This is a genomic window from Granulicella pectinivorans (genome assembly GCF_900114625.1).
In the GTDB taxonomy this organism is placed as follows: Bacteria; Acidobacteriota; Terriglobia; order Terriglobales; family Acidobacteriaceae; genus Edaphobacter; species Edaphobacter pectinivorans.
On record NZ_FOZL01000001.1, the window covers coordinates 1392385 to 1410351 of the forward strand.

A 17967-nucleotide genomic window follows, 5' to 3' on the forward strand; every position below is an offset into this window, starting at 1 on the left:
GTTCGTGGGTTGTTCGGGGCTCTAGTCCGAAGTTTGTGGATGGGTTAGGCCGGGCCTCCATCGGGGGCTGAGCTTTTCTTTTGCGTCGCTGGCGCTTATGTCTTCAGGTACCCTGCGTAGGTAACGATTCCGGGTCGGAGGGGTGGCGCTTGGAGATTTGGATTCTGCTGCTGGTGGTTTTGGGCTGGCTGGTCGTTCGCGGGTTCGATAACCGCGAGGCTCGCGAGCGGATGGAGCGGCAGGACGAAGAGATCTCCCGGTTGCGGAACCAGATCGCGGCAATGGAGAAGGCGATCGCCTGGCAGATGGCCGCGGTTGTGGCGAAGGCTGAGGCGGAAAAAGCAGCGGAAGAAATTACGATTCGTCCGGCTGCGTATCGGGCGCCGGTGGCTGAGCCTGTTGCGTTTGTGGCCCCTGTCGCTGTTCCGACGGAAGAAGTTTTGGCTGTGCCACCGCCTGTGGCGGCCGCTCCGGTTGTGGCCGCTTCGGTGACCGGGGAGTTCGTGGCGCCGGAGCCGGTGTTTCGTGAGGCAGAGCCTGTTGTTGCGCCTGCGCCTGCGCCTCCACCACCGCCTCCACCTCTTGTTGCAGAGCAGGTGTTCGTTGCGGCGAAGGAGCGGGAGTCGCTGGAGCAGAGGCTGGGGACCAACTGGCTGAACCGGATCGGCGTGACGTTTGTGGTGTTCGGCGTGGCGTTTGGGCTGGCGTATGAGGTGACGCATGTGGGTCCGGTGGGGCGGATTCTGATGGCGTTTGGCGTGGCGCTGGTGATGCTGGGCGGGGGACTCTGGCTGGAGCCGAAGGCTCAGTACAGGGTGTTTGCGCGGGCGGGGATTGGGGGCGGGTGGGCGCTCGGGTTCTTGACCACGTATGCGATGTACTTCTTTCCGGCGACGCAGGTGCTGCGGTCGCAGGCGGTGGACCTGGTGCTGCTGTTCGCGGTGGGCGTAGGGATGGTGGTGCACTCGCTGCGATACCGGTCGCAGGTGGTGACGGGACTGGCGTTTCTGCTGGCGTTTTCGACGGTGACGATCAGCCAGGTGTCGGCGTTCAGTCTGCTGGCGAGCGCGGTGCTGGCGCTGGGGCTGGAGTTCGTGTGTGTGCGGGAGGAGTGGTACGGGCTGGAGATCGCCGGGGTTCTGGCGGCTTATGGAAACCACTTCCTGTGGCTCGACAAGGTGCTGGAGAGCTATGGCGGGCCGGGGCATCCGTTTCCGCTGTGGGGGCAGAGTACGGGGCTGCTGCTTTTGTTCTGGGCGATCTTCCGGGCGGGGTACTGCGTGCGGAAGCCGAAGAGCGCGGCGGCGGAGGGGATGTCGGGGCTGGTCGCGGTGCTGAACTCGATTGGCGTGATGACGCTGATGAAGTACCAGAGCTTTCACCCGGAGTATGCGTTCCGGGCGCTGCTGGCGCTGGGCGCGGTGGAGATGGGGCTGGCGTTTGCGATGCGCGGGCGGCGGAGGCCTGCGTTCGCGGTGCTGGTGACGATTGGGTCGGTGCTGCTGGTGGCGGCGATTCCGTTCCGGTTCCATGGGGTGACGTGGCCGCTGCTTTGGGTGCTGGAGGGCGAGGCGCTGTTTGTGTGTGGCGTGGTGCTGCGCGAGAGGCTGATGCGGTGGCTGGGGATGCTGGTGCATCTGCTGGTGGTGGGGCAGATGATCGCGATGCATGGAGAGATCGTCGGCGGGGCGTGGACGGCGGACTCGGCGTTGGTGGCGACGACGTTCTTCGTGGTCGCGGCGGCGATGTGGGGGAATGCGGAGTGGCTGGGGCGGCGGGAGGCGGAGCCGCTGGGTCACGACATTTCTCCGTATGCCGGGACGCTGATGCTGAGCTCGTTTGCGGCGGCGTTGTGTACGGTCGCCGGGCTCTGGATCGTGATTCCGGGGTGGACGCTGGTGCTGGTGTGGGGTTTGCTGGCGCTGGTGCTGGCGGAGGTAGGGATTCGGTCGCGGTCGATGGGGCTGCGGGTCGAGGGGTATGCGGTGCTGGCGGTGGCTCTGGTGCGGTTGATGGTGGTCAACCTGAGTGCTGCGGGGACGGCGGGTTTTGGGGATGTGAGGCTGTGGGCGGGGCTGAGTGTGATGGCGGGTTGTGTGGCGCTGCATCTGCGTCTGCGGGCGGGCGCGGATGCGGTGCATGCGCTGGAGAGTCAGGGCGTCTCCGAGGTGGTGATGTGGGCTGCGAGCGGGCTGGCGATGTTCCTGCTGTATCTTGAGATCGCTCCGGCGTGGCTGGCGGTGGCATGGGTGGGGCTTGCGCTGGTGCTGCTGGAGGTTGGGATTCGGGAACGGTCGGCTGGGCCTCGGTTGCAGGGGTATGGGGCTTTGCTGGGGTCGCTGGTGTGGCTGGTGGCGGTCAACTTCCAGAGCGGCGCGCAGGCGGGATGGGGAGACCTGCGGCTTTGGGCCGGGGTCGGGGTGGTCGCGGGATGCTTGTTGTTCTATGAGGGGATTGGGCGGGCTCTGGAGGCGGCTTCCCGGGAGCGGTCGCTGGTGGGTGGCGCGGTGATGTGGTGCGCGAGCGCGCTGGTGTCTTCGCTGCTGTACATGGAGCTGCCGGAGAGGTGGCTGGCGGCGGGGTGGGCGGGGTTTGCGCTGGTGCTGGCGGGGGCTGCGCTGGTGAGGGATGGGGCCAGGATTCGGAGCAAGGCGCTGATTCTGGCGGTGATGGTGGTGGCACGGGGTCTGACGGTGAATCTTGCTCCGGTGCTGTTCGCGGGGGAGACGACGGTCTGGCCGCAGGGGTGGGGGAGGGTGGCGTTCTTTACGGCTGTCGGGCTGCTGGGGGCGGCTGTGCCGGTCGGGTTTTTCCTGCGGCGCAAGGCGTTGGCGGAGCGGCACTGGATGGGTGCTGTGCTGGAGCACCCGGAGCAGGTGTTCTTCTTTGCCGTGTTTGCGCTGCTGGCGGCGTGGGCTCCGGCGGAGTTCCATGGCGGGAACCTGACCATGGCGTGGAGCGGGCTGGGTTTGGCGTTTTTCCTGGTGGCGCTGGCGGCGGGGGAGAGGAGCTTTCGGTTGTCGGGGTTGGGGCTGCTGCTGGTGGGCGTGGCGAAGCTGCTGGTGGTCGATATCTGGGGGCTGCCGCAGGGGGAACGGATCTTCCTGTTCGTGGCCGTGGGCGTGGCTTTGATTCTGGTTTCGTTTCTTTATTCGCGGTTTGGGGATCGGTTGAAGGAGTACCTGTGAAGGCAGTTGTACGTTTTCATTTCCCAGTTGTCAGTTGGGCGGGTTTGAGTCTTGGGGCTTGGGGGGCGGACGAGGCGCGACGATTCCCTTTGGGAATGAATCGATGATCTTAAGAGCGGCCTTTTTCGGCATGGCTACAGCCATGTCTTTCCGTTTCGCGGCGGCTGAGCCATGCTCCTTTGTTCCGCTCGGTCTGGTGCCGCTCCGTTTTATTGCTCCAGGGCGGTGCGCAGGATTCCCTTGGCGGCCGTGAGTCTGGCTTCGGCGGAGGCGCGGTCGAGGGATAGCTTGTGCATGACGATGGCGGTCTTGACGGACTTGCCGGACTCTTCCAGGAGGCGGGCGGCGGTGGCCTGATCGCATCCGGTGGCGCTGGCGATGATGCGTTCGGCGCGGTCGACGAGTTTCGCGTTCGTCGGCTTTACGTTCACCATGAGGTTGCCGTAGACGGCTCCGGTGCGTATCATGATTCCCGTCGAGAGCATGTTGAGGACGAGCTTGGTGGCGGTACCGGCCTTCATGCGGGTGCTTCCGGTGAGGACCTCGGGGCCGGTGACGGGGGCGATGGCAATCTCGGCTACAGCGGCCATTGCGGAGTTGGCGACGCAGGTGAGGGAGACGGTGAGAGCTCCGAGGGAGCGGGCGTATTCGAGGGTGCCGATGACATAGGGGGTGCGGCCGGAGGCGGCGATGCCGACGAGGGTGTCGTTGGCGGTGAAGCCGGCGGCGGCGAGGTCGCGGGCTCCCTCTTCTTTGGAGTCTTCGGAGTGCTCGGAGGAGAGGCGCAGGGCGCGGTCGCCGCCGGCGATGAGTCCTTGTACGAGTTCGGCGGTCACGGAGAAGGTGGGGGGGCACTCGCTGGCGTCGAGGACTCCGAGTCGTCCGCTGGTTCCGGCTCCGGTGTAGAAGAGGCGTCCGCCCTGCTGGAAGCGGGCTGCGATGGCGTCGACGGCCTGGGCGATGCGGGGGAGCTCGGCCTGGACCGCCGCTGCTACCTTTGCGTCTTCGTCGTTGATGACGGTGAGGAGGTCGAGGGTGGAGAGCTCGTCGATCTTCGCGGAGGCAGGGTTGCGGGCTTCGGTGGTGAGGGCGGCCAGGTTTTCCATGTTGGTACGATGATCGCGGATGGAGGTGCACGGGGGCAAGTTTGGGTTTGCCTGTCTGGGATAGGAAGGCATGCCCCAGGGGCGAAAGCCCGTTTTGTTGGCGGTCCTGGGAGACCCAAGGCTGAATCCTTGGGGTACCTGGAAGCAGAAGCAGGAACAACAGCAACAGCAAAAGAAGAAGCAGATCCCCTTCGGGGATGACAACCAAAAGGGCAACCGCAACGGCAAAAGACGGCGAACTGGGGGATGTTGAAAGGTTTTCGTGGGTTGGCGAAGAAACGACGAAGCGCGCTTTAGAATGAGACGAGGCGTTTTATGGCGGATGAGGTGCACATTCCGGAGTACGAGGAGGGCTTCCGCCGGTTGCAGGCGGACCGGTTCGGGTTCCTGCATATCGACCTGAACAGCTTCTTCGCCTCGGTGGAACAGCAGTTGCATCCGGAGTGGCGGGACCGGCCTTTGGCCGTGGTGCCTACGATGGCGGATACGACCTCGTGTATCGCGGCGAGCTACGAGGCGAAGGCGCTGGGGATCAAGACGGGCACGCAGGTGGGTGAGGCGAAGAGGATCTGTCCGGAGATCATTCTGGTGGCCGGGTCGCATACGGAGTACGCGAAGTTTTCGCACAAGATTGCGGAGGCGGTGGAGCGATGCTGTCCGGTGGCGCATACGCCTTCGATCGACGAGATGGTGTGCCAGTTGATCGGGCGGGAGCAGGAGCCTCCGCGTGCGCGGAAGATTGCGCTGGAGATCAAGCAGGCGATCAAGGATGATGTGGGCGAGACGCTGCGGTGCTCGATCGGGATGGCTCCGAACCGGTACCTGGCGAAGATTGCGAGCGATATGCAGAAGCCGGATGGGTTGATCGGGCTGCTGCCTTCGCAGTTGCCGCGGGCGATTGCGCATCTGGAACTGAGGGATCTGCCGGGGGTGGGGGCGAAGACGGAGATTCGGCTGAACGCGAAGGGGATTCGCACGATGCCGGAGCTGCTGGCGCTGGACCGGACGGGGATGCACGCGCTATGGGATTCGGTGTGGGGAGATCGGCTGTATCACTGGCTGCGGGGCGCGGCGACGGGGGATGATGGGGCTCCGGTGGCGGCGGAGGTGCAGAAGTCGCTGGGTCACTCGCATGTGCTGGGGCCGGAGCATCGGTCGCAGGAGGGGGCGTGGGCGGTGGCGCATAAGCTGCTACACAAGGCGGCGATGCGGCTGCGGATGGAGAAGTTCTATACGGGGTCGATGGCGGTGACGATCAAGTACATGCTGAGCCGCGAAGAGGCGGAGCGGATGAAGAGCAAGAAGCATACGAGCGGGATCAAGCACTCCGGGTGGGGGATGGAGGCGCGGTTTCCGGACTGCCAGGACACGCTTTCGCTGCTGGATATTCTGCGGAAGATGTGGGCGCAGAGGCCGGTGGGTCCGGAGTTTCAGAAGCCGTTTTTTGTGGGGGTTACGCTGCGGGAGCTGGTGCCCGAGGACGAGTTTCAGGTGGGGCTGTTTGGCGATCCGGATAACCGTGCCCAGCTTTCGAGCGCGATGGATAAGCTGAATCTGAAGTTCGGGCACACGACGGTGCATTTTGCGGGGATGCTGCCGGCGCGGGAGGCTGCGCCGACTCGGATTGCGTTCACGCAGATTCCGGTGCAGTACGGCACGGAGTACATGTAGCGGCGGCTACGATGAGACCTTTGCGGTTTCGACGCCACCCTGCGCGATACGGCCGCGCGTGGATGCGGTGCCATCGTCCTTTTGGACGATGGGTCGTTTGCTGCGGAGGATGTGGATGTTGGGTGGGACGACGGCGAGGAAGAAGAGAACGAAGGCGAGGATCTCGGAGAAGTCGAGGGGGCCTTCAGCGCGAATCCAGAGGGCGACTGAGATCTCGCAGACGATGGTGCAGACGATGACGATGGCGGCGACGCGTTTGGCCCAGGGCCGGTTATCGAAGGGGAGCATGGTTCACCTCGCGGTGCTCTTCGCATCCTTTGCCGGGTGCGAAGCAAACAGGGTGGCAGTGTAGGCCTCCCTTTTCATCATTGTCCAGCCCTTTCGCGGGGCGCGCGGTGACATCTGTCACCTCAGACTGCTGATTCGTGACACTGTTTTGCCGGGGCGGGGTCGCGGATGATTGGTTCTGTAAGCAGGTGACGCAGGACCTTGAGGTGATCGGCATGGCGACGGTAACGGTTTTGGAGGGAGTGCAGGATCGGGTAGCGACGGCTCCGGCGGCGGCCCGTATCGCGGGCCTGGATGGGGTCGTCAAGCAGTATGGCGGGACGCGGGCGCTGGATGGGCTCTCGCTGACGCTGCGGCGGGGCGAGATTCTGGCGCTGCTGGGGCCGAACGGGGCGGGGAAGTCGACTGCGATCCGGTGCCTGCTGGGCTTGATTGCGCCGACTTCGGGTTCGGTGCGTGTGTTTGGGCAGGATCCCCGGGATCCGGCTGCGCGGGTTCGGATTGGGGCGATGTTGCAGGTGGCACGGATTCCTGAAGTGATGACGGTGCGGGAGCATATCGACCTGTTCCGGAGCTACTATCCGCACCCGCTGCCGGAGGCGGAGATTGTGCGGATCGCGCAGCTTGAGGGGATCGCGAACAAGCAGTTCGGCACGCTGAGCGGAGGGCAGAAGCAGAGGGTTCTGTTCGGGCTGGCGCTGGCCGGTGACCCGGATCTGATCTTTCTGGATGAGCCGACGGTGGGGATGGATATCGAGGCGCGGCGGGGGCTCTGGGTGCAGATCCGGTCGCTGGCGGCGCGCGGCAAGACGGTGCTGCTGACGACGCATTATCTGGAAGAGGCGGATGCGCTGGCGCACCGGATTGTGGTGATCAACAAGGGAAAGATTGTGTCGGAGGGGACGCCGGCGGAGATCAAGAGCCACGCGACGGGTGCGCATGGGCGGCGGATTCGCTGCCATACGGCGATGAGCGATGAGGCGCTGTGGGAGATGCCCACGGTGACTGACGTGGCTCGGCAGGGAAGCGTGGTGACGGTGACGGCGGTGGATGCGGAAGTGGTGCTTCGTCGCATGTTTGCGGCGGATGCAACGTTATCGAACCTTGAGGTGACGAGTCCCCTGCTGGAAGATGCCTTCCTTGAATTGACTTCAACGAACTAACGCAACCTGCTGGTGGCGAGGCACGCGATGGGGTGGGCTTTCGGCCCACAAACACAAAGCCCTCTCCACCTTCCGATTCTTCTCAAAATGTTTTTTGTACGAAGGAGAAACACCATGGCTACCAGTGCTCTTTATCCCGTCGCCGGAACTGCTCCGGTGGTGAACATCTTCGTGAAAGAGACGAAGTACGAGTTTCTGAAGCTGCTGCGGACACGCTCTTTCTCGGCCGCTACGATTGGGTTCCCGGTGATGTTTTACCTGCTGTTTGGCGTCGCGAACAGGCATGGCATCGAAGGGGGCGTGCATATTGCGAAGTACATGCTGGCGAGCTACGCGGTGTTCGGGCTGGTCGGTTCGGCATTGTTCGGGATCGGCGTCGGCATGGCGGGGGAGCGGGCCGCGGGATGGCTGGAGGTGAAACAGGCGAGTCCGATGCCTCCGGCGGCGTATCTGTTTGCGAAGTGCATGGCGGCGATTGCGTTTGGTTTGATCATCGTCTCGATCCTGACGACGATTGGCGTGACGATGGCGGGGGTTTCGCTGAGCGGGGTGGAGCTTGCCAAGATGATGGCGTTCACGGTGGCGGGCTCGACTGCCTTCGCGAGCATGGGGCTTTTGCTGGCTCTGGTGGTGCCGGCGAATGCGGCTCCCGGGATTGTGAATCTGATCTATCTGCCGATGTCGTTCCTGAGCGGACTGTGGGTGCCTTTGCACTTTCTGCCGCGCTGGCTGCAGGCGTTCGCTCCGGTGCTGCCGACGTATCATCTGTCGCAGTTGATGCAGAGCATCTTCGGGTACCAGGAGCCGGATGTTGCGGTCTCGACGCACTGGCTGGCGCTGGCGGGATTTACGATGCTGATGCTGGGCACGAGCTGGCTTGTCTTCAACCGGTCGCAGAAGAATGCCTAGGGCTGTCGCGAGTACACTTCTGGCAAGGCGCTCCGGTGTTACAGGGGGCGCCGCTGCACGGGGAGAGAGCATGACCGCACTGGAGAAGGCGAACGCGAGCAGCGACTGGACGAGGCGCAACGGGCCACAGGGCCGTCGCGACTATATCTGGCTGGTGTATTCGGTCTTCTACTTCATTGAACCGTTCTTTCGTCACAGCACGGCGTACTGGGTGCAATGCCTGGGAATCTATGCGGTGTTCCTGGGGTTGTACGTGGCATGCATGCGGGCCGTGACGCCGCGGACGAGTGCGTTGTGGGCGCTGAGCTTTACGGGACTTGGGCTTCTGTCGTACCCGGCGAACCCGGGTGCTTCCACCTTCTTTGTGTTTACGGCCGCGGTGTTTCCGCTGTGCGCGCCTTCGCGGAAGATGGTGGCGACGGTGCTCGCGACAGAGTGTCTGATGGTGGTGGCTGAGGGCGCGATCTTTCATGTGAATCTGATCAGCGTCGCTTCGACGGTGATGTTCATCGTCGTGATTGGGGTGTCGAATTTCTTTGTGGGAGAGCAGAAGCGCGCGGACTGCAAGTTGAGAATGGCGCATGAAGAGATTGAGCAACTGGCGGCGGTGGCGGAGCGCGAGAGGATTGCGCGGGATCTGCATGATGTGCTGGGGCATACGCTTTCGGTGATTGTGTTGAAGGCGGAGTTGGCGGGGCGTTTGTTGCAGGAGGGCGCGGCGCAGGATCCGGCGCGTGCGGCGCGTGAGATCGCGGATGTCGAGAACACGGCGCGGACGGCGCTGAAGGAAGTGCGGGAGGCGATCGGCGGGTATCGTGCGCAGGGGCTTGCGGCGGAGCTGGAACAGGCACGGCGGACGCTGGATGCTGCTGGGGTTGCGTTGCGCTGCGCGGCAACGACACCGGAGCTTCCGGATGGCGGTGCGCACCGTGCGGTGCCGATGACGGTGACGCAGGAGACGGTGCTTTCGCTGGCGGTGCGCGAGGCGGTGACGAACATCGTGCGGCATGCGGAGGCTACGGAGTGCCGCGTGAGCATTTCGACGACGAGCGGCTTCCATGCGCTGGAGGTGGAGGATGATGGGATGCATCGGATTGAGCGTGAAGGCAATGGGTTGCGTGGGATGCGGGAGCGGGTGGCGGCGCTGGGCGGGGTGTTTTCGATTGAGAGTGGAGCGGGGACGCGGCTGTTGATTCGGCTCCCGATCGAGGCTGCGCGTTGACGACTGCGAACAAGATTCGTGTGGTGATTGCCGAGGACCAGAACATGGTGCTGGGGGCGCTGGCGGCGCTGCTGGACCTGGAGCCGGACATCAAGGTGGTGGCGTGTGCGGCGAACGGTCGCGAGGCGCTCGACGCGGTGGTGAAGCTGACGCCGGATGTGCTGGTGACGGATATCGAGATGCCGCTGATGACGGGGCTGGAGGTGGCGGCTCACCTGCGGGGGACGCATCCGGCGGTGCGGACGGTGATCCTGACGACGTTTGCGCGTCCCGGGTATTTGCGGAGGGCGCTCGATGCGGGGGCGCGGGGGTATCTGTTGAAGGATCGGCCGGCGGCGGAGCTGGCGGATGCGGTGCGGAGGGTGCATCGGGGACTGCGTGTGGTGGATCCGGCGCTGGCTGCGGAGGCGTGGAACGCGGAGCTGGATCCGCTGACGGATCGTGAGAGGCAGATTTTGCAGCGGGCCGGCGAGGGGCGTTCGACGGCTGAGATTGCGACGGCGTTGCGGCTTTCGGAGGGGACGGTGCGGAACTATCTTTCAGAGGCGATCGCGAAGCTGGATGCGTCGAATCGTATCGACGCGGCCCGGATTGCGCGGGCCAAGGGTTGGCTGTAAAGGTTGCCTGGTTGACTATCGTCCCGTTCGAGGCATCAGACCTTTAGAACGAGGAGGATGCACCGATGAAGACTTCGCTGAACCAGATCACACAGGCAGTTGCTCTCTGCGCCGTTGCTGTACTGGGCGTGGCAGGTTGCAAGAAAACTGCCGACAATTCGCTGAATTACAAGAGTGCGCTGAATACGTACTACGACGCTCATCCGGCATGTCTCTGGACGCAGTCGAAGAAGTTCCCGACGCAGGCGAACACTTCGGATGGCGACAAGACGGCACCGTTCGATGCGCTGGTCGACCAGGGGCTTCTGGTCCGCACCACCGGCGAGAAGAAGGAGCTGATCATCCTTTCGAAGCAGGTGACGAACTACGATCTTTCGGACCAGGGACGTTCGGCGTGGACGGCGGATGTGAACCAGCCGGGATACGGCAACTTCTGCTATGGACACTGGTCGGTGTCGTCGATCGACAGCACGACGCCCACGACGGATCAGCCTGGAGCGACGACGCAGGTGAGCTATCACTATGGGCTTTCGGGAACGCCGGCGTGGGCGACGGCTCCGGAGACGCAGAACGCGTTTCCCAGCATCCGGGCGAATCTTGCGCCGAACCTGACGGGCTCTGCGACGCTTTCGAACACGACTGGAGGATGGGTGGTGTCGAGCGCTTCGGGAAGCACGCGGGCGGCTACGAGCGCGGATGGAAGCGTGGTCGAATAGTGGACTCGAAGCAGTCGCCTTGCGATAAACGGGGCGACGTTTCATGAAAAGAGGCCGACAGGAATCGCTGTCGGCCTCTTTTGTCATGTGTGATGGTTTTTGTTACTTACTTTGCCAGAGGTCGTTGCCGGTGACATCGAACTCGGTGTCGTTGGGTTCATCCGCGTCGGGGCCAAGGCCCATGGCGGACATCAACCGTTCGGGTGGCTGCATCTCGTACTCCTTCGGGGGTGTGTTGCCGGCGAGGTAGCGGACGAAGTAGTCCCAGCGGCGGCGGGTCATGTACTGGGTGGCGTAGCCGTATCCGTGGGGGACGTTGGGGATCATCAGGAGGTCGAAGTCCTTGTTGGCCTTGATGAGCTGCTCCACGACGATGAGGGTGTTATTGGGTGGCACGTTGTCGTCGAAGGTGCCGTGCGCGAGCAGGAGATGGCCCTTGAGGTTCTTGGCGTAGTTCTGGTTGGCCTGGCTGTCGTAGCTGGAGGAGCCATCGGCACTGATGGTTTCGAGGCCCGACCACTTCTCGGCCCAGTCGTCTTCGTACTCGCGGTTGTCGTGGTTGCCGCTCTCGGCGATGCCGACGGCGAAGAAGTCGGGGAAGTGGAACATGGCGCCGGCGGTGGCGTTGCCTCCACCGGAGTGGCCGTAGATGCCGGCCCGGGAGAGGTCGATGAAGGGATACTTTGCGGCAAGGTCCTTCATGCCGGCGACCTGGTCGGGGATGGTGGCGTCGCCCATGTCGCCGTAGTAGAACTCGTGGAAGGTCTTCGAGCGCCATGGTGTGCCCATGCCGTCGATGCATACGACGACGAAGCCGAGCTCGGCGAGGGACTGCAGATCACCGTGCGCGGCGGCGAAGGTGCGTGCGCCGCAGGAGCCGGTCTGGGGGCCGGGGTAGACGTGGTTGATGATGGGATACTTGCGGCCCATCTCGATTTTGGTGGGCTTGAACATGAAGCCGTAGAGGTCGGTTTTGCCGTCGCGGCCCTTGACGGTGATGGGGGTGGGGGGAACCCATCCGCTGGCGAGGAGACGGCTGATGTCCTGGCGGCCAAGCTGCACGGCGATGCGGCCGGTGGCGTCGTCGCGGACGACGGCGGTCTGGGGCTCGGTGACGGTGGAGTAGACGTCGACGAAGAACCTGCCGTCAGGGGACAGGGTGATCTGATGGTCGGCTTTCTCGGGCGAGAGCAGCTTCATGTTCTTGCCGTCGAAGTCGATGCGGTAGAAGGCCTCGTAGTAGGGGTCCCAGCCCTTCTCCTTGCCGACAGCCTTGAAGTAGAGGACGCGGGCCTTCTCGTCGATCCGCAGGACCTGCGTGACGTTGCCTTCGCCGGTGGTGATCTGGTTCTTGAGCTTGCCGGTGGTCAGGTCATAGAGGTACATCTGGCCCCAGTTGTCGCGCTCGGAGAACCAGAGGAACTCGTTGGAGGCGGGCAGGTATTTCCAGTTGACCTTGCCGTTGCCGCTCTCGAAGAACTTGGGCACGGTCTCGGTGTAGACCTCGCGGATGTCGCCGGTCTCGGGGTTGGCGATGCGCAGCCATTCCTGCCGGTGGTCGCGGGCGGTGGAGACGAAGGCGATGGATTTGGAGTCGTCGCTCCACATCACGTCGTCCCAGCCGGAGCCGCCGCGGCAACTGATGTCGTCGCACAGGGTGGAGCGGTGCTGGTCGGGCGGCATCTTGAAGCGGACGACCTTCTTGGCGGGCACGTCGATGACGACGCGCTCGATCATGGTGATGTCCTTGTCACCGGCGAGGGGATACTTCCAGGCCTCGAGCTTGGGGTGACCGTTGTTGGTGCTGATGAGGTACATGTCACCGGTCTTGCGCTGGTCCTGCTGGAAGGTGGCGATTTTGTTGGAGTCGGGGGACCAGACGAGGATGGGGTTGTTGGAGTGGGTCCATCCGGCGTTGTCGGTGGCGTAGCCGTAGTTCTTCTGGCCGTCGGTGGTGAGCTGGGTCTCTTCGCCGGTCTTGACGTCGCGGATCCAGAGGTTCCAGTCGCGGATGAAGGCCTGCTTCTTTTTGTCGGGGGAGAGCTCGGCTGCGGCGCGGTTGCGTCCGCCACGACCGCCTCCGCTCCCCTGTCCGCCGCCCGGCAGGGGGGTGCATGTGCCGGCACCGGCCATGTCGCAGTGCATGCGCATGGCGCTGCCCATGCTGACGGTGAAGGTCTGTCCGTCGCCGGGGGTGAAGTCGGTGATGGGCAGGCGATGAGGATCGATGGTGCGGGGGGCGGCCATGCCGTCGGGCAGGGGAGCCTTGGCCATGGCGGCGTTGAGCGCGGCGGCGAGTTTTACCTGGTCGAAGGCGGGCGTTTTGGTGCCCTTGGCGGGGTCGACCATGAAGAAGACGACGCCGTCGTCGCCGGTGTCGCGATACCAGAAGCGCCCGTCGGGCAGGAAGGTAGGCGTCGCCATGGTGTGCTGGACGAGGGGGTTCGCCCCGTAGGCCATGAACTTTTCCGCGTTGGCGTAGTCGTCTTTGGTCAGGATCCGCTGCTGGGATACGGCGGCCAGAGGCAGCAGGCAGGCACCGAGAAGGGCGGCGCTGGTTGCAACGCGAGATACAGGTTTGGTGCGCGACGGCATGAACGTTCTCCTCGGAAACAGCGGGCAATACGAGTTCAGACGAGATTCTGCCCGGAAAAGCTGACGGAAATCCAAGCCTGAAGGCGTGCCCGGAAGTTTCGCATCAGTCTAGCATTTGGTATATCAACCGTTACGACTTGCTCGTGCCGGATGGGGTACGGATCTTCCAGAGTATCTGGCGGAGGATTCCCATCCAGACGGGGATGTCTTCGGTCTCGAGCCGCATGCGGTGAAGGCGGCGGCGCACCTGCTCCATGGAGGCGCTGGCGGCGTGGCGGCGGGTGTACTCGGTCTCATCGAGGACTTCGTAGAGGAGCGCCATGAGGCGTTCGATCTCGGCGGCGTCGGCTGCCTGGACCTTGACGCCTTCGGGCGCGACGCCGGGGCGGACGAGCTCCCAGAGGCAGACGGCCACGGCCTGACCAAGGTTCATGGAGGGATGCCGGATGCCTTCGTACTCTTCCATGGGGATGGTGAGGAGAAGATCGCAGAAGCTGAGGTCTTCGTTGGAGAGGCCGGTTTTTTCGGAGCCGAAGAGCAGGGCCACGCGGCCTTCCCCGGCGGCTTCACTGCGTATGCGGACGGAGGCGTCGGCGAGGCCGAGGAGGGGATGCCGCAGATCGCGCTCCCCGACGGCCGTGGTGCCGATGACGAGGGTGCAGCCCGCGACGGCTTCGGCGACGGTCGCGGAGAGGGTCGCGGACTCGAGGACGTCGGAGGCGTCGATGGCGGACTTGGCGGCCTCGAAGGGGATGGCGAACTCGTTGACGACGTGCAGATCGTGGAAGCCGAAGTCATGCATGGCTCGCGCGACCGCGCCGATGTTGCCGGGATTGCGGGCGCGCACGAGCACGATGCGGATGCGTGTGCGATCGATGGAACGGGAAGGGGAACTCACTTCATGATTCTACTAATCGATGCCGCCAACGCAGCGCAGGGCCGGGGAGAGATCCCTGGCCCTGCGTGGTGTCTGGTTGGAGCGGCTGGTGTTTAGCGGTGGTGCTCCCCGCCGCCACCGCGAGGTGCCTGGGCATGCGGTTGAGCCTGCGGCCTTGCGGCTTCCTGACGAGGCGCCGCCTGGGGCCTTGGCGCTGCCTGGGGCCTCGCCTCCGCCTGGGGACGTGCCTGCGGCTGGACCTGCGCCCTGGCCTGTGGCGCTGCGGCAGCGCGGTTGTTCTGGAAGCTGCCGTTGCCGGGCGTGTTGGGACGGGCAGCATTGTTTCCTGCAGGCCGGTTCTGGGCATTGCCACCGAAGCCGCCACGCGCCGGGACAGCCGTGTTCATCGCACCGGGACGAGCCATGGCGGCGACCTGAGGATGTCCACCATTGGCCGAGGCGAAGTTGGCTCGGTTGGTGCTGGCCTGCTGGAAGTGAGCCTGCTGCACGCTGGTGGGCTGCACATGGTTCTCATGCTCGAACTGAGCTTCCTGCGCCGAAGGACGAGCCTGGATGCCACCGCTGCCGCCGTTGAAGCTGGTGTGGTTGTTGATGACGGTGTTGTTGATCGTGACGCGGTTGACGTAGGTGTTGTGGATCACGGCGGTGTTCACGTGTGAGTAGGCCGCGTTGTAGGCGAAGTGGCCGCCGCGCCATTCACCGCCATAGAAGCCGCTGCCGACGTATCCGAAGCCGTAGTTGATGCCACCATAGAAGCCGACGTGGGGTCCCCAGTATCCGGCGTGGAAGATGTAGGCACCACCGCCCCATCCCCAGTATCCGGGCGTCCAGAGGAGGCCGACGGTGGGCGGCTGGACCCATACGCCGGGAACCCAGTAGTAGCCGCCCGGACCGTAGGCCCAGTAGCCGGGAGTCCAGAGATACCCGTCGCCGGGGCAGATGGGCTGTGCATAGACGGGCAACGCAGGGGGCGCAAAGCCCACGGAGATAATGACCCCGGCGTAGGAGGCCAGAGGCGCGAGGGCCAGAGCGGCCAGCACCAGAAACTTGCGAAATGTCTGAGTCGTCTTCAGGTTCTTCATTGTCTTGCTCCCTTGCGATACAGGTTCGGCCGGGCTGTAGGCGTTGCGGTGAAACTTTCTTCGCGAACCGCCGTCCCGCGTACAGTTGGTTTCAACCCACGCTCCCTTAGGAAGTTCCGAAAAATCGCGTTCGCCGCTTCGATTTGGTGCCCAACGTCCACAGCCCGCCGCGTTCTAAACTGGAAAAGACCCCATGGCGGACGACTTCGCACAAACCGTCAAGCAGCAGGCCGACATTGTGCGGATCATCGGCGACTACGTGAAGCTGAAGAAGTCCGGCGCGCAGAACTTCTCCGGTTTGTGTCCCTTCCATAAAGAGAAGAGCCCGAGCTTTTCGGTCAATGCGACGCACAACTACTTCTACTGCTTTGGTTGCCATGAGAAGGGCGATGTCTTCACGTTTGTGATGAAGATGGAGTCGATCAGCTTTCCGGAGTCGGTGCGGACGGTGGCCACGAAGTGCGGGATTCCGCTGCCGAAGCGGGAGTTCAACTCGCCGGAAGAGGCGCGCGAGGCGGGGATTCGGCGGCAGTTGATGGACCTGCACGAGGGCGCGACGCAGTACTTCGAGGGCATGCTGAAGAGTCCCGAGGCGGCGCGGGCGAGGGAGTATCTGACGGGGCGCGGGGTGACGCCGGAGACGATCAAGACGTTCCGCATCGGCTATGCGCCGGAGAGCTTCAACGACATGCGGGAGAGGCTGCAGCCGCACTTTTCGGAGGATGCGTTGCGGCAGTCCGGGTTGTTTTCGGCCAAGGAAGAGGCCGACGGGCGGCAGGGTCAGATGTACGCGAAGTTCCGGCGGCGCATCATGTTCCCGATCATGAACGAGGCAGGCAAGCCGATTGCGTTTACGGGCCGCGCGATCGAGGAGAACGACGAAAAAGGACGGCCTGTGGCGAAGTACTTCAACTCGCCGGAGACGCCGCTCTATACCAAGGGCCAGGTGCTGTTCAACCTGGATAAGGCGAAGTCGGCGATCAAGACGAACGACTTTGTGCTGCTGGTGGAAGGGCAGATGGATTGCATCTCCGTGTATATGGCCGGGGTGCATTCGGTGGTAGCGACATCCGGTACGGCCTTTACCGAGATGCAGGTCAGGCAGCTTGCGCGGTTCACGCATCGGGCAGTGCTGAACTTCGACCCCGACAACGCGGGGCGGGCGGCGGCGGAGAAGTCGATCGCGCTGCTGACGGAAGAGGACTTCGAGGTGAAGATCGTGACGCTGGAGGGTGGGCTCGATCCGGACCGCTATGTGAAGGAGCGTGGGATTCAGGCGTATCTGGCGGCGCTGCGTGGGGCGGTGCGGTATGCGGATTATCTGATCGAGCGGGCGCGTCAGGAGTTTCCGGCTCGGACGGCGGAGTCGAATGTGAAGGCGATGAACTATCTGCTGCCGCATATCCGCCGGATGCCCAATGCTTTGCAGCGAAACAGCTTTGCACTGGACGCGGCGCAGAAGCTGGGGATCGACTCGGGGATTCTGCTGCAGGAGGTGAAGCAGGCCGCTGCCGGCCGTGTGGCGAGTCTGCCTGCGCGAAGGGCGGAGCCGGTTTCGGAGACGGAGGCGATTCTGCTGCGGGCGCTGGTTCTGCCGGATTCGGATCCGACCCGGGCTCTGGCGGCGGAGCGGCTTTCGAACAATCCGTCCTGGTACGAGGGGATGGCGGCGGCGAGTTTATTTGAGTCGCTGGCGAACGGGCCGGCGCCGGACAATCCGCTGGACGCTGCGGTGGATGCGGAGACGCGGCAGATTCTGGCGCGGGCGCTGGGGCGTGGATCGGGGGACGATGCTCCACCGAGTCTTGGGGGACGGGTGCAGACGCCGGTGGACCAGGTGCGGGAGGCGCTGGTGAACCTGGAGACGCGTGGGCTGCAACGGCGGCAGCGCGAACTGCGGACGATGCTCGCCGAGGCCGACCGCCGGGGCGATACGGAGATGTCCAACCGTCTGCAGGTTGAACTGGTGCAGATTATGCGGCGTATGCGGGAGCTTTAGGGAGTTTATGCCACGACATCCGAGTACGACTCCGGGTTTCCGGAACAAGAATGGGCAAGAGGTGATTGCCAACACGGGATTTCCGTCCGACAGCTTTCCGGGGCAGACGATCTACCGGATGCGGTGCGTCCATTGCCACCATGAGTATGGGTCGAACGGCGTGGATATCCACTCTCGGCGCTGTCCGAGGCACCAGGACGGGGCCAAGGGGGAGACGCTGCGCGAGGCTCCACCGAGTCTTTTCCCGTCTTGAAACAAAGCGGAAAATAATTGCTGACGACGCATTCCTGAAGGGAATCGACCAGCAGATCCTTAACTCGCCTCAACAGAGATCAGGCTCGCACAGGGCATCACCGTGGGATTGCGAGTTTCGCCCTGAAAAGCGAAACGTCCCGGGTTGCCGCCCGGGACGATCTCTCTGTAGAGGAGGTGAGGCCCATGCAACCTTTATTGGTTCGATGGGGTCGGTTTTCGATGCGGATACCCGGAGAAGTAATTCTCTTCCTGCTGTCG

The 17967-nt window shown here is 63.8% G+C and carries 13 protein-coding genes; 8 read left to right on the plus strand and 5 right to left on the minus strand.

The window, feature by feature from the left end:
* Positions 1–149 precede the first annotated feature (149 nt).
* Entirely contained in the window at positions 150–3188 is a 3039-nt protein-coding gene (locus tag BM400_RS05580; RefSeq protein WP_089837401.1) for a DUF2339 domain-containing protein, read from the plus strand.
* 209 nt (positions 3189–3397) lie between these two features.
* On the opposite strand, the gene murQ is transcribed toward BM400_RS05580, so the two are convergent.
* Complete coding sequence (gene murQ, locus BM400_RS05585) at positions 3398–4294, minus strand: N-acetylmuramic acid 6-phosphate etherase (protein ID WP_089837403.1); 897 nt, start codon at positions 4292–4294, stop codon at positions 3398–3400.
* Positions 4295–4609: 315 nt separating this feature from the next.
* Between murQ and BM400_RS05595 the strand changes: the two genes are divergently transcribed.
* Positions 4610–5965, plus strand: a complete 1356-nt coding sequence (locus BM400_RS05595) for a Y-family DNA polymerase (RefSeq protein WP_089837407.1) — start codon at positions 4610–4612, stop codon at positions 5963–5965.
* Between the two features lie 6 nt (positions 5966–5971).
* Here the strand turns inward: BM400_RS05595 and BM400_RS05600 are convergent, their stop codons facing one another.
* On the minus strand, positions 5972–6253 hold the full coding sequence (locus BM400_RS05600) for a hypothetical protein (protein ID WP_089837410.1): 282 nt from the start codon (positions 6251–6253) through the stop codon (positions 5972–5974).
* 137 nt (positions 6254–6390) lie between these two features.
* Between BM400_RS05600 and BM400_RS05605 the strand changes: the two genes are divergently transcribed.
* The 5 genes from BM400_RS05605 to BM400_RS05625 all read left to right on the plus strand — a co-directional run bounded on the left by BM400_RS05605 (position 6391) and on the right by BM400_RS05625 (position 10880).
* Complete coding sequence (locus BM400_RS05605) at positions 6391–7416, plus strand: ABC transporter ATP-binding protein (RefSeq protein WP_245781701.1); 1026 nt, start codon at positions 6391–6393, stop codon at positions 7414–7416.
* A gap of 114 nt (positions 7417–7530) precedes the next feature.
* On the plus strand, positions 7531–8325 hold the full coding sequence (locus BM400_RS05610; RefSeq protein ID WP_089837412.1) for an ABC transporter permease: 795 nt from the start codon (positions 7531–7533) through the stop codon (positions 8323–8325).
* A 70-nt stretch (positions 8326–8395) separates the two neighbouring features.
* Complete coding sequence (locus BM400_RS05615) at positions 8396–9547, plus strand: sensor histidine kinase (RefSeq protein ID WP_089837414.1); 1152 nt, start codon at positions 8396–8398, stop codon at positions 9545–9547.
* Positions 9544–10164, plus strand: coding sequence for a response regulator transcription factor (locus BM400_RS05620; protein WP_089837416.1), 621 nt, complete (start codon positions 9544–9546; stop codon positions 10162–10164). The genes BM400_RS05615 and BM400_RS05620 overlap by 4 nt, the downstream gene beginning before the upstream one ends.
* A 65-nt stretch (positions 10165–10229) precedes the next feature.
* Positions 10230–10880 carry a hypothetical protein gene (locus tag BM400_RS05625; protein ID WP_089837418.1) on the plus strand — a complete coding sequence of 217 codons (651 nt, stop codon included), beginning with the start codon at positions 10230–10232 and terminating at the stop codon, positions 10878–10880.
* Between the two features lie 102 nt (positions 10881–10982).
* On the opposite strand, the gene BM400_RS05630 is transcribed toward BM400_RS05625, so the two are convergent.
* The 3 genes from BM400_RS05630 to BM400_RS05640 form a co-directional block, all read right to left on the minus strand.
* Positions 10983–13475, minus strand: coding sequence for a S9 family peptidase (locus tag BM400_RS05630; RefSeq protein WP_089837420.1), 2493 nt, complete (start codon positions 13473–13475; stop codon positions 10983–10985).
* A 130-nt stretch (positions 13476–13605) separates the two neighbouring features.
* Entirely contained in the window at positions 13606–14373 is a 768-nt protein-coding gene (locus tag BM400_RS05635; protein ID WP_089837422.1) for an RNA methyltransferase, read from the minus strand.
* A gap of 92 nt (positions 14374–14465) precedes the next feature.
* Entirely contained in the window at positions 14466–15455 is a 990-nt protein-coding gene (locus tag BM400_RS05640; RefSeq protein WP_089837424.1) for a YXWGXW repeat-containing protein, read from the minus strand.
* A 193-nt stretch (positions 15456–15648) separates the two neighbouring features.
* On the opposite strand from BM400_RS05640, the gene dnaG reads away from it, so the two are divergent.
* A complete protein-coding gene (dnaG, locus tag BM400_RS05645; RefSeq protein ID WP_089837426.1) occupies positions 15649–17454 on the plus strand; it encodes a DNA primase in 1806 nt (601 codons plus the stop codon).
* The last annotated feature ends 513 nt before the right edge of the window (positions 17455–17967 follow it).